The sequence below is a fragment of the Pseudomonas guariconensis genome, from assembly GCF_024127895.1.
GTDB classification, from domain to species: Bacteria; Pseudomonadota; Gammaproteobacteria; order Pseudomonadales; family Pseudomonadaceae; genus Aquipseudomonas; species Aquipseudomonas guariconensis_B.
In genome coordinates, this window is sequence record NZ_JAMYBK010000006.1 from 62,372 (window position 1) to 74,396 (window position 12,025).

General features: G+C 65.0%; 12 protein-coding genes. 9 read left to right on the top strand and 3 right to left on the bottom strand.

Features of this window, described 5'->3' with window-relative positions:
- Window positions 1–12: 12 nt before the first annotated feature.
- The 8 genes from cysW to NJF35_RS09515 all read left to right on the top strand — a co-directional run bounded on the left by cysW (window position 13) and on the right by NJF35_RS09515 (window position 7,073).
- Window positions 13–885, top strand: a complete 873-nt coding sequence (cysW, locus tag NJF35_RS09480; protein WP_225787626.1) for a sulfate ABC transporter permease subunit CysW — start codon at window positions 13–15, stop codon at window positions 883–885.
- A gap of 3 nt (window positions 886–888) precedes the next feature.
- Entirely contained in the window at window positions 889–1,878 is a 990-nt protein-coding gene (locus NJF35_RS09485; RefSeq protein ID WP_253090968.1) for a sulfate/molybdate ABC transporter ATP-binding protein, read from the top strand.
- Window positions 1,879–2,168: 290 nt separating this feature from the next.
- Window positions 2,169–2,960, top strand: a complete 792-nt coding sequence (locus tag NJF35_RS09490; protein ID WP_253090969.1) for an energy transducer TonB — start codon at window positions 2,169–2,171, stop codon at window positions 2,958–2,960.
- A 36-nt stretch (window positions 2,961–2,996) separates the two neighbouring features.
- Window positions 2,997–3,719: a MotA/TolQ/ExbB proton channel family protein gene (locus NJF35_RS09495; protein WP_225787623.1), complete on the top strand. Its 723-nt coding sequence runs from the start codon at window positions 2,997–2,999 to the stop codon at window positions 3,717–3,719.
- Window position 3,720: 1 nt separating this feature from the next.
- Window positions 3,721–4,122, top strand: a complete 402-nt coding sequence (locus NJF35_RS09500) for an ExbD/TolR family protein (protein ID WP_253090970.1) — start codon at window positions 3,721–3,723, stop codon at window positions 4,120–4,122.
- A 387-nt stretch (window positions 4,123–4,509) separates the two neighbouring features.
- Window positions 4,510–5,091, top strand: coding sequence for an alpha/beta hydrolase (locus tag NJF35_RS09505; RefSeq protein WP_253090971.1), 582 nt, complete (start codon window positions 4,510–4,512; stop codon window positions 5,089–5,091).
- A gap of 64 nt (window positions 5,092–5,155) precedes the next feature.
- Entirely contained in the window at window positions 5,156–6,103 is a 948-nt protein-coding gene (locus NJF35_RS09510) for a sigma 54-interacting transcriptional regulator (RefSeq protein WP_253090972.1), read from the top strand.
- A 184-nt stretch (window positions 6,104–6,287) separates the two neighbouring features.
- On the top strand, window positions 6,288–7,073 hold the full coding sequence (locus NJF35_RS09515; RefSeq protein WP_225787619.1) for a MetQ/NlpA family ABC transporter substrate-binding protein: 786 nt from the start codon (window positions 6,288–6,290) through the stop codon (window positions 7,071–7,073).
- Window positions 7,074–7,491: 418 nt separating this feature from the next.
- Here NJF35_RS09515 and NJF35_RS09520 read toward each other — a convergent pair whose 3' ends face one another.
- On the bottom strand, window positions 7,492–8,310 hold the full coding sequence (locus NJF35_RS09520) for an alpha/beta fold hydrolase (RefSeq protein ID WP_225787618.1): 819 nt from the start codon (window positions 8,308–8,310) through the stop codon (window positions 7,492–7,494).
- A gap of 108 nt (window positions 8,311–8,418) precedes the next feature.
- A complete protein-coding gene (locus NJF35_RS09525; protein ID WP_225787617.1) occupies window positions 8,419–10,800 on the bottom strand; it encodes a penicillin acylase family protein in 2,382 nt (793 codons plus the stop codon).
- A gap of 85 nt (window positions 10,801–10,885) precedes the next feature.
- On the opposite strand from NJF35_RS09525, the gene NJF35_RS09530 reads away from it, so the two are divergent.
- Window positions 10,886–11,452, top strand: a complete 567-nt coding sequence (locus NJF35_RS09530; RefSeq protein WP_225787616.1) for a sugar O-acetyltransferase — start codon at window positions 10,886–10,888, stop codon at window positions 11,450–11,452.
- On the opposite strand, the gene NJF35_RS09535 is transcribed toward NJF35_RS09530, so the two are convergent.
- The gene (locus NJF35_RS09535) at window positions 11,431–12,000 is read right to left on the bottom strand and encodes a DUF6436 domain-containing protein (protein WP_225787615.1); all 570 of its coding nucleotides are present in this window, start codon (window positions 11,998–12,000) and stop codon (window positions 11,431–11,433) included. The two genes, NJF35_RS09530 and NJF35_RS09535, sit on opposite strands and share 22 nt — an antisense overlap.
- Window positions 12,001–12,025 lie beyond the last annotated feature (25 nt).

Sequence of the window (12,025 nt, forward strand, 5' to 3'; positions counted from 1 at the left end):
GGAGGCCCGGTAATGTCTTCGTCATCCCTTGGCGCCGCCACCGCGGCCAATGCCGCCCGCCGTAGCAGCGCCACTTCGCGGCGCGTACTGGTCGGCCTGGCCTGGCTGGTGTTCGCGCTGTTCTTGCTGTTGCCGCTGTTCATCGTGGTGTCCCAGGCTTTGAAGAACGGCTTTGGCACCTTCTTCGAGGCGATCTTCGAACCCGACGCCCTGGCGGCGCTCAGGCTCACCTTGCTCGCGGTGGTCATCTCGGTGCCGTTGAACCTGGTGTTCGGTGTCTGCGCCGCCTGGTGCGTGAGCAAGTACGACTTTCGCGGCAAGAGCGTGCTGGTCACCCTGATCGACCTGCCGTTCTCGGTCTCGCCGGTGATCGCCGGCCTGGTCTACGTGCTGATGTTCGGCGCCCAGGGCCTGCTCGGGCCATGGCTGCAGGACCACGACATCCAGATCGTCTTCGCCCTGCCGGGCATCGTCCTGGCGACCATCTTCGTCACCGTGCCCTTCGTCGCCCGCGAGCTGATCCCGCTGATGCAGGAGCAGGGCACCCAGGAAGAAGAAGCCGCACGCCTGCTCGGCGCCAACGGCTGGCAGATGTTCTGGCACGTGACCTTGCCGAACATCAAGTGGGGCCTGATCTACGGCGTGGTGCTGTGTACCGCTCGGGCCATGGGCGAGTTCGGCGCGGTGTCGGTGGTATCCGGACATATCCGTGGCGTCACCAACACCTTGCCGCTGCACGTCGAGATTCTCTACAACGAGTACAACCACGTCGCGGCCTTCAGCGTGGCCAGCCTGCTGCTGATCCTGGCGCTGTTCATCCTGCTGCTCAAGCAGTGGAGCGAATCCCGTATTGACCGCCTGCGCCACGGCGCAGCGGAGGAATAATTCATGTCGATCGAAGTTCGTAACGTCAGCAAGCGCTTCAATACTTTCCAGGCCCTGGACAACATCAACCTGGACATCAACAGTGGCGAGCTGGTGGCCCTGCTTGGCCCCTCCGGTTGCGGCAAGACCACCCTGCTGCGCATCATCGCCGGCCTCGAGACCCCGGACCAGGGCAACATCGTGTTCCATGGCGAGGATGTCTCCGGCCATGACGTGCGTGACCGCAACGTCGGTTTCGTGTTCCAGCACTACGCCTTGTTCCGCCACATGAGCGTGTTCGACAACGTCGCCTTCGGCCTGCGCATGAAGCCCAAGGGTGAGCGCCCGCGCGAGAGCAAGATCGCCGAGAAGGTGCATGAGCTGCTGAACATGGTCCAGCTCGACTGGCTCGCCGACCGCTACCCCGAGCAGCTTTCCGGTGGCCAGCGCCAGCGCATCGCCCTGGCCCGCGCCCTGGCGGTGGAGCCCAAGGTACTGCTGCTCGACGAGCCGTTCGGGGCTCTCGACGCCAAGGTGCGCAAGGAGCTGCGCCGCTGGCTGGCGCGGTTGCACGAGGACATCAACCTGACCTCGGTGTTCGTGACCCACGATCAGGAAGAGGCGATGGAAGTGGCCGACCGTATCGTGGTGATGAACAAGGGCGTGATCGAGCAGATCGGCTCGCCCGGCGAGGTGTACGAGAAGCCGGCCAACGACTTCGTCTATCACTTCCTGGGCGATTCCAACCGGTTGAGCCTGAGCGACGACCATCATGTGCTGTTCCGTCCCCACGAGGTGTCGCTGTCGCGCCATGAGACCGAAGGCCACCATGCCGCCGAGGTTCGCGACATCCGCCCGCTGGGGGCGACTACCCGGGTCACCCTCAAGGTGCCGGGGCAGAGCGAGCTGATCGAAGCCGAGGTGGTCAAGGACCATGACAGCCTGACGGGGCTGGCGCGCGGAGAGACCTTGTTCTTCCGGCCGAAGGTCTGGCAGAAGGTGGTGGATATTTGATCGACCGTCAGGTTGAGAGGGCCAGGGGCTGCTTTGCAGCCCTTCGCTGGCAAGCCAGCTCCTCACCAGTTCCTCTCGCCGGCATCGATGCCTTGCATGAATATTTCGCATGCCCACGCTGCATCGCGATTCCGCTGCCCCGCTGCAGCCCTTGAATGACGCGGCTCAGCGGTAAATCATGAAAATTAATATTCAATAAAGTTCTATTTTTAAGTTTAAACATTACTTTCAGAGATAAGCCTCTGGCACCGATGATTCAGCCATGAATCAACACCCCAGGAGTGTGATCGATGGGTAATGTCCAGACGGCCGTCAGGGCCTACGACCAGCCGTGGCGCCCGGCGCCAGGCGACCTGGTCGAGCTTGGACGGGCGCTTCGTCTGCCACTGGCGCACGCGCGCCTGCAACGCACACCGGTCAGCGGCCTCAAGCGTCGCGACAAGCTGGCGCTGGGGCTGCTGGTCCTGGCCCTGCACGGTGCCGCCGCCTACTGGATCAGCCAGAAGCCGATAACGCAGCTGCCGGTGGTGCCGCCGCAGGTTCCCCCCATGACCATCGAGTTCGCCGCACCTGCGCCGCCCGTGGTCGAACCACCACCGCCCGCACCGGCCCCGGCGGTCGTCGAACCGCCACCACCGCCGGTGGTCGACGAGCTGGCGGCCAAGCCTGCAGCCAAGCCCAAACCGAAGCCTGCACCCAAGCCGGTGGCCAAGCCCCAACCCAAGCCCAAGCCGGTCGAGGCACCTCCTGCCCCGCCCGTGGCGGCCCCCGCGCCGCCGGCGCCGCCCGCACCGGCACCGGTCACGCCGCCGTCGGCCAACGCCGCCTACCTGAAGAATCCGGCGCCGGAATACCCGCAGATGGCCTTGCGTCGTGGTTGGGAGGGCACCGTGCTGCTGCGCGTCGAGGTACTGGCCAGCGGCAAGCCCGGGCAAATCCAGGTGCAAAAGAGCAGTGGTCGCCAGGCACTGGACGCCGCCGCCCTGGCTGCCGTGAAGCGCTGGAGCTTCGTGCCGGCCAAGCAGGGCGATGTGGCCCAGGCCGGCTGGGTCAGCGTGCCCATCGATTTCAAGCTTCGTTAACCCGCGTCCCTCGGCCGAACATAGGAAGACATCATCATGAGCCTGTTGGCATCCCCCCTCGAATCCGTTGAAAGCGCAGTCATCTGGCTGCTGGTCGGCTTCTCCGTCGTCACTTGGGCGTTGGCCCTGGTCAAGGTGGCGCAGTTCGTGCGCCTGAAGAACCAAGACAGGCGCTTCCATGCGCAGTTCTGGGCGGCCTCCAGCCTGGACTCGGCTGCGCCGACCAGTCATGAACTGCCAGGCCCTGCCGCCCGTGTGGCCCAGGCCGGCTACGCTGCCATCGCCGTTGGCGAGCCGGGCCAGGCCAACGACCTGAGCCACGCCATCAATCACCAGGACCGCCTCGAGCGTGCCCTGCGCCAGCAGATCGTTCGCGAGCGTCGCTCTCTGGAGACTGGCCTGGCGGTGGTTGCCAGTATCGGCAGCACCTCGCCCTTCATCGGCCTGTTCGGCACCGTGTGGGGCATCATGGAAGCGCTCAAGGGCATCAGCGCGGCAGGCTCGGCCAGCCTGGAGACCGTCGCCGGCCCGATCGGCGCAGCCTTGGTGGCCACGGGCGTGGGGATCGCCGTCGCGGTGCCGGCGGTGCTGGTCTACAACTACTTCCTCCGGCGCCTCAAGCTGACCGCTGCCGACCTCGACGACTTCGCCCACGACTTCTACAGCCTGGCCCAGAAGAGTGCCTTCCGCGTGCTGGTGCACCCGACCGCGCACAAGCCCCAGGCCGGTTTCACCCAGCCGGTGAAGGAGGCCTCCTGACATGGCGTTCTCGACCCAGGACAGCGACGAAGTCCTCAGTGAAATCAACGTCACGCCGCTGGTGGATGTCATGCTGGTGTTGCTGGTGGTGTTCATCGTCACGGCGCCACTGCTGACCAACGCTATCCCCATCAACCTGCCCAAGACCGAGGCCGTGGCGCCGGTGGAGCAGAAGGACCCGCTGGTGGTGAGCATCGACGGCGATGGCAAGTTGTTCATCAACAAGGACGAGATCCAGCCCGACCTGTTGGAAACCCACCTCAAGGCCGCCAAGGACAAGGACGCCGAGCTGCGTGTGCAGCTGCAGGCCGATGACGGCGTGAACTACGGCGAGGTGGCGCGGGCGATGGCGGCCATCGAACGCGCCGGGATCACCAAGCTGGCGGTGATTACCGCGCGCTGATCCGCCCACCCCTCTTCAGGCAAGTGCTTCAGGGCCATATCTCTTGGCAGGGGATGGCCTAATGCCGGTCAGTTAAGACTTTCAGTTGTCATTTGGGGCCGCTTCGCGCCCCATCGCCGGCAAGCCGGCTCCCACATTGTCCGTGCAAACCGCATCATGTGTGGTCGCCGCGGTCCCTGTGGGAGCCGGCTTGCCGGCGATGGGCTGCAAGGTAGCCCCAAAAATGACAAAGCGCCGCTTAACTGACCGGCATTAGGGGATGGCCCTTTTTTTTAGCTGCACGCTTTCAGGCAAAAAAGTTATTAATAAATAGCTTCTTATTCCTTTACGAATATATTCGCCTCCCTATACTGGTCCCAAGCACGCAAACTTCCAGGAGGCGTCCCCATGCGCAATGAGTCGATTCGTTATCTGATTGTGCCGGGCTGGCAAGGATCGCCAGACAACCATTGGCAGAGTCACTGGCAGCGTACGTTGCCCAACAGTGCGCGCGTCGAGCAGCAGGACTGGCTGACACCGCAGCGGCACGACTGGGTGCAGGCGTTGGAGCAGGCGATTGCCGCCGAACGCTCGCCAGTGATCCTCATCGCCCATAGCCTGGGCTGCGTTACCGTTGCCCATTGGGCTGCCCAGGCCTCCCCAGCCTTGTTGCGCCGCGTACGCGGGGCCTTGCTGGTGGCGCCGGCAGATGTCGAGCGGCCAACCTGCGCGCCGGCCCTGCGCAACTTCGCACCTATTCCGCTGCAGGCCTTGCCGTTCCCCAGCCAGGTGGTCAGCTCCGACAACGATCCGGCAGTGAGCGTACCGCGGGCGCTGTACCTGGCCCGGGCCTGGGGCGCCGAGGCGGGTCTTTTGGCCAACGCCGGGCACATCAACGTCAAGTCCGGCCACGAACGCTGGGAGCAGGGCTTCGCCTACCTCTATCGCCTGCAGGGCCGGATCGAACAGCGCGCGCTGCGTCGCGCCTGATCCGGCGATTATCCATCGAATGCCTTGACGCCCGGCCGGCAACGGCCCTGGGCGGGAGTTCGTCATGACATTTCACAACACCTTCGGCCAGCCCTTGCTGACCTTTCCTGAACTGGATAAAAGCCCCCTGAGCATCCGTGCCAAGGCGCTGGTGTTCATCGATCCGCGCTCGCAGCAACTGCGCGAGGCCCTCGAGCACCTGGCGCCGCAGCCATTGCCGGTGCTGATCCGCGGCGAGACCGGCACCGGCAAGGAGCTGCTGGCCCGCCAGGTGCATCGCGCCAGCGACCGCAGCGGGTTGTTCGTCTCGGTGAGTTGCGCGGCGATCAGCCCGACCTATGCCGACGCCGAACTGTTCGGCTACAGCGCCGGAACCCACGGCGGTACTGCCAGCAGCCGGGCTGGCTGGTTCGGCTCGGCCAATGGCGGCACCCTGTACCTGGACGAGATCGCCGACCTGCCACTGGTGATCCAGGGCAAGCTGCTGGCGGCGCTGGAAAACCGTGAAGTCACCCGGGTAGGCGCCCAGCGTCCGCAGCCGGTGGATGTACGGCTGGTCGCCGCCACCAGCATCGACCTGGCCCAGGCCGTGCGTGCCGGGCGTTTCAACGAGCGACTATACCTCTACCTGCGCGAAGGCGAACTGGAACTGCCGGCCCTGCGCGAGCGGGTGGGCGACATCCTGCCTTTGGCCGAATACTTCGTCGGCATCTACAGTGCGCGCCTGGGCCGCGCGGTGCCGTTGATCAGCGAGCTGGCCCAGCAGGCCCTGGAAGCCCATGCCTGGCCAGGCAATACCCGCGAGCTGGAAAACGTCATCCATTTCGCCCTGCTGGTGAGCGACGGCGAGCAGATCCTGCCCGAGCACCTGGACCTGCCGGACACAACGCCCTTGGCCAGCCTGGCCGGCCAACTGGCGCAACTGGGGCGCAGCCGCGAACCGGAAACCCTGGCGACCCTGCGCCAGATCCTGCTGGCATCCCTGGCCAGCCTGGAGGAACCCGCGCGCTAGAGCGGCGCGAAGTCGGTCATAAGCAAAAGCCGTAATGGCTTTTTGTTTTTGGAATAAGCAGCTAAGCAAAAGATATTGTTACGGAATAAAAATTCCCGGTATCGTCCGCTTCACGCTCCTGCAGATAGCGGTGAGCAACCGACTTCGCCATCCCCGATGGCCCCAGCTTGATACAAGGATCGCCATGAAGAAAACCCTGCTGACCACCGCCCTGGCTGCCGCCCTGTCGTTGACTGGCCTGGCCCAGGCGGCCGAGAAACTGGTGGTGGCTGCCACCCCCGTACCCCACGCCGAGATCCTCGAGCTGATCAAGCCGACCCTGGCCAAGGAAGGGGTGGACCTGCAAGTGAAGGTCTTCACCGATTACGTCCAGCCCAACGTGCAAGTCGACCAGAAGCGCCTGGACGCCAACTACTTCCAGACCTTGCCGTACCTGAAGAACTTCAACGAGGGCAAGGGCACCCACCTGGAAACCGTGATCGGCGTGCACGTCGAGCCTTTCGGTGGCTACTCGAAGAAGGTCAAGAGCCTGGACGAGCTGAAGGAAGGCGCCACCGTCGCCATCCCCAACGAAGGCAGCAACAGTGGCCGTGCCCTGCTGCTCCTGCAGAAGGCTGGCCTGATCACCCTGAAGGATCCGAAGAATGCCCTGGCCACGCCCAAGGACATCGCCGAGAACCCGAAGAAGCTGAAGTTCCGCGAGCTGGAATCGGCCATGCTGCCGCGCGTGCTGGACCAGGTCGACCTGGACATGATCAACACCAACTACGCACTCGAAGCCGGCCTGAACCCGGCCAAGGATGCCCTGGTGATCGAAGGCAGCGACTCGCCTTACGTGAACTTCCTGGTGGCCCGCCCGGACAACAAGGACAGCGACGCCATCCAGAAGCTGGCCAAGGCGCTGACCAGTCCGCAAGTGAAGGCATTCATCGAGAAGAAGTACAGCGGTGCGGTACTGCCGGCGTTCTGATCGCCACGGCATTGCCCATCAAAGAACGCCGACGCATTTGCGTCGGCGTTTTCGTTTGTGCGGTGCACAGAACAGCAGGGCTGCAACGCAGCCCCAGTTCAGCGCTGCTCCCCAAGGGCCTTGCGCAAGGCCAGCAACCACTGGAGTTGTTCGTTCGAAGCCGGTGTGCTGGGGCTGTTCATCGCTATCGTCCTGGTTGCTCTTGGATGGGCCATGCAGGCCACAGTTCGAAAACTGTTTGAGGCGGCTTTTGCAGGAAAAATCCCGAGCAAACAAAGGAAATTTGCGGTTACCCGTCGGTGCAGGCGCTCGACATGCATATGCAAGGAATTGAGCGAGGGTACCAAGCCTGGGAGCGTAGGGCCGGAGACAGGGGATGTTCCCCGGGGGCTGCAAAGCAGCCCCAGTGGATCAACCGCTAGCGATTGCGTGGCAACCAGTTCAGCAGGAAATCACTCACGACCTGCGGGTTCTCCAGGCAGGAGATATGCCCGGCGCATGGAATTTGCGCCGCCAGGCAATCGATGAGCCGCGCCATCTCGTTGGACTCATGCGCCGGCCTTGGAATGTCCTGGTCGCCGCAGAGCACGATGGTACGCTCGGCCGCTAGCTCGCCCAAGCGAGACAACAGGTCCGGGCGCCCGAAGATCACCCGGCCCAGCGGATCGAGGCTGTTGCGGATGGCTTCGGCGCTACTGGCCTTGAGCTCGGCACGGAAGCGTTCGCGGATGTGTGGAACGGTCTGCCCACCGGCATGGAAGAAGATCGGCACGATGATGTCGAGCAACTGATCGGTGAACTCACCCGCCGCGCTGGCCATGTCGAGCAGCGCGAAGTACTTCTGCCGGGTCTCCTCCGGTTCGGCACCCAGGTAGGTGTCCATCAGCACCAGTCGATCGATCCGCTCGGCATGTTCGATGGCCAACGGCGCGCCCCACATGCCGCCGACCGACAGGCCCACCAGGTGGCATCGCTGGATGTCCAACGCATCGAGGAAGGCCACGTGCTGACGGGTGAGCGCGCTCATGTCGGTGGTCGTGGCCGGTGGCGCCTCCGAGTCGCCATGGCCCCAGAGTTCAGGCACCAGGACCCGGAAGTGCTTTGACAGTTGTTCGATCTGCGGCGCCCACATGGCGGCCGACCACAGGTAGCTGTGGCCTAGCACCACGGGGAAGCCTTGGCCTTGGTCGACGTAGCTCATCCTGGCTCCGTCGATTTCTACGAATTGCTTGCGCATGGACGCTTCCTTACTGAGAGAGGGGAAGAAGGAAAAGTAGCCGTACCGCTGCGCCACGGCTACTGGTAGAAATGACAGTCATCGTCAGGCGATTCCCAGGGTAAGGCTTCACTGCCCGGACGCCGCCCCTGCCGTCGGCACCAGCCGCAAGGTGCTGTGCGCCGGGATCGGCCCCAGTCGGGCCTTGTGGTAACGCCCTTCGATGTAGGCCTCGGCCTGGTCGTCGTAGTGCCTGTCGAAGGGCACACCGCTTTGCCCGACCGGGTTGATGGTCAGTGCCTGGCCTGCGTCGGCGAAGTCGATCAGGCGGCGGGTCGAGGGGCCATAGTTGACCGGCCAGGGCGCCGGGCCGATCTTCGCCGACAGGTTGTTCGGCACCTCGTGGGTGCCCGGCGCGGCGAAGGGGCCGACGTTGAACAATAGGTGCAGTGGCTTCTTCGCCCCCAGCGGGTGATTGTGGGTGAGGGTATGCGCCTTGCCCCACTGCCAACGGGTCGGGTCCTTGCCCATGCTGTCGCGCAGGTGGGCGAGGCTGCGTTGCCAGGCCAGGCGCACGATGGCCTGGCGATCGCTTCGCTCGTTGGCGCCCCGCAGGTTCCACCAGGGCGAATCCGGGTTGGCGGCCAGCCTCGGCAGGGCGGCATCGATGGCACGGGTGCCGATCAACACCGGGAACCAGGTATCGCCCAGCTCATCGTGCAGGGCGGCGAACGCCAGCTCGTAGAGGAACTGGTTGAACAGTGTGGCGCTGGTGGAGTCCAGTGGATAGTCGCCGCGCCAGGCTGCCAGTTGCTCGACCAGCTCGCGCTCCTCGTCGTTCGCGGCGACCGTGCGCAGGGTGCCGAGCAGTGGTGCCAGGGTGCGGGGGCCATAGTCGGTGGCGGTATCCAGTTGCAGGGCCTGGCTGTTCTGCGTGTCCCATTTCACTTGCGGGTCGGCCAGGTGACGATCGAGCTGGCGGCCACGGTCGGGCAGGTTGTAGTAGCCCGGCACCGGGATCACGGCTGGCGGCTGGTAGTTGGCCGAGACGATATAGCCACTGGCTGGGTTCTCCTGCTGCGGATTGACGCTGAACGGGTAGAAACCGAGCTTGTCGGCCTGGGCGCTGCTGCCGTCGAGGATGAACGCCGGATCGACCCCATCGGGGCGGATCGGCAGTTGCGCCGCGGCCCACCAGCCGATGTCGCCCTGGGCGTTGGCCCAGACCAGGTTGAGCCCAGGTGCCTGGATCTTCGCCGCGGCCTCGCGCATCTTGTCCAGGGTGTCGGCGCGGTTGAGCTGGTGGAAGCCGTCCAGGATCGGATTCTCGGTTTCCAGGAATGCCCACCACATGGCGATCGGCGTGGGGCCGGCCGTCTCGCCGAGCACCTCGTTGACGACAGGGCCATGGGGCGAGCGGCGCAGGGTGATGCTGACCGGCGCCTCGCCCTTTACCGCGATTCGTTGCGTGGTCTTTTCCAGCGTTCGCCATTGGCCATCGACCCTGACTTGGTCGGGGTCCTGTGGATTGACCTGTTCCGCGACCAGGTCGACGTCGTCGTTCTGGAACATGGTCAGGCTCCAGCCGAAGTCACGGTTGTGGCCCAGCAGGGCGAAGGGGTTGAGGGCCTGGAAGTAGCCATACAGCTCGAAGCCCGGCGCCGACAGCTCGGCCTCGTACCACACCGCCGGCACGGCGAAGCTGATGTGTGGGTCGCCAGCCAGCAGGGGCCTGCCGCTGCGGGTCCGGCTGCCGGCCACCGCCCAGGCGTTGCTGCCTTCGAACTGGGGCAGGGCGGCATTGCCCAGGGCTTCGTGGCTCAGGCGTGCCAGGTGCTCGAGGCTGCGCCAGTCGGCATCGGCCAGGGGCGTGGAGAGGGCGCCGTCGGGTTGCCAGCCGAGGTCGAAGATCTCCAGGTATTCAGGGCCCAAGCGGTCACGGATGTAGGTCAGTGCAGGCTCGGTGCGAAAGGCCGCGGCGAAGCTGTAGGCCAGGTAGCCGGCGATGCTCAGGGTGTCCTCGGCGGTGAAAGGGCGCGGGGCGATGCCCAAAAGATCGAACTCCACGGGCTTGGGGTGGCTGGCCTGCCAGGCGTTGACGCCCTCCAGGTAGGCCTGCAGGGCGAGCCAGGCGGGGGATTGCCGGTCCTGGCGCGCCAGCATGCGTTCGGCCTGCTCACCGATGCGCAGGCTGCGGAACAGGGTATCGGTGGGCAACAGCGTGCTGCCGAGGACCTCGGCCAGCTCGCCCCGGGCCAGGCGGCGCATGATCTCCATCTGGAACAAGCGATCCTGGGCGTGCACGTAGCCCAGGGCGCGGTACAGGTCAGGTTCGTTGCGTGCCTGGATATGCGGCACGCCGCGATCGTCGTAGCGCACGCTGACCGGCGCTTGCAGCCCCGCCAGCGCCACCTCGCCATCCCGCTGTGGCAGCTTGCCCTGCACGTACCAGTAACCGGTGCCGGCGGCCACTGCGATCACCACCGCCAGCAGGGTCAGGCTGCGCTTCATTGAAACTCCTTGTGCATTCGGGCAGAAATTGTGGTCCGATCATCGGCGCAATCGCGAACTGAGACTAGTCCTGAAAGGAGTTTGCATGGCTCTCAGCGAAAAACAGAAGATGCTCAGCGGCCAGCTCTATCACGCCAGCTGTCCTGAACTGCAGGCAGAACAGATCGCCAACAAGCATTGGATGCACCGTTACAACGCCAGCGTCGAGCTGCTCAACGACGCGCGCCATGGCCTGTTGGTCGAGCATTTCGCCCAGGTTGGCGAAGGGGCGGTGATCCGCCCGCCATTCTATTGCGACTACGGCTACAACATCAGTGTCGGTGCCAACACCTTCATGAACTTCAACTGCGTGATCCTCGACGTGCTGCCCGTGCGCATCGGTGCCGACTGCCAGATCGGCCCGGCCGTACAGATCTACACCGCCGATCACCCGCTCGACCCTGAGGTACGCCGCACAGGGTTGGAAAGCGGGCGGCCGGTCACGATCGGCGACAACGTCTGGATCGGTGGCGGGGCGATCATCCTGCCGGGTGTGACCATCGGCGACAACGCCGTGGTCGGCGCAGGGAGCGTGGTCACTCGCGATGTGCCGGCCGGAGCCGTCGTGGTGGGCAACCCCGCACGGGTGCGTCAGCCGGCCCAGGGGCAGTAGCAGCCTACCGCCAGGGTGTTGGAGGCATTGACCTGGCGGCCGTCGATGAGCGCCTTGAGGATTGGCTCGACGAAGCTGTTGCTGGCATTGCACACGGCACCCTCGCTGTAGGGGCCGAAGTAGGCCAGGCGACCCTGGTGATCCCAGATGGCCACGGCGGGGCTGGCGGGCAGGCGCTCGCTGCCGGGCAGTTGCGTCAGGGGCTGCAAGGCGCCCAGGTCGGCCGGTGGTTGGCCATGGCTGCCGGGCTTGGACAGCACGTGGAAGGTGACACCCTGGGCGGCGAAGCGCTCGACCAACTCGCCCAGGTGCTGCTGGTTGCCGACGTTGCACGGGCAGCCTGGGTCCCAGAAGTGCACCACGCGGATCGGGCCCGGGCCGGCCAGCTCGGCGGGCAGGCGCAATTGGCTGCCGTCGAACAGCGTGGCCTGGCTGTCGAAAGGGCGCAGGTAGCGGGACTGGAAGCTGTCGTAGGCCCACCAGAGGGCGGCGGCGCAGAGCAGAACGGCGAGCAGGGTCAGTAGTCGTTTGAGGGGTCGTGGAGCCATGAGTTGTCCGCAAGGGCCTGGGGCC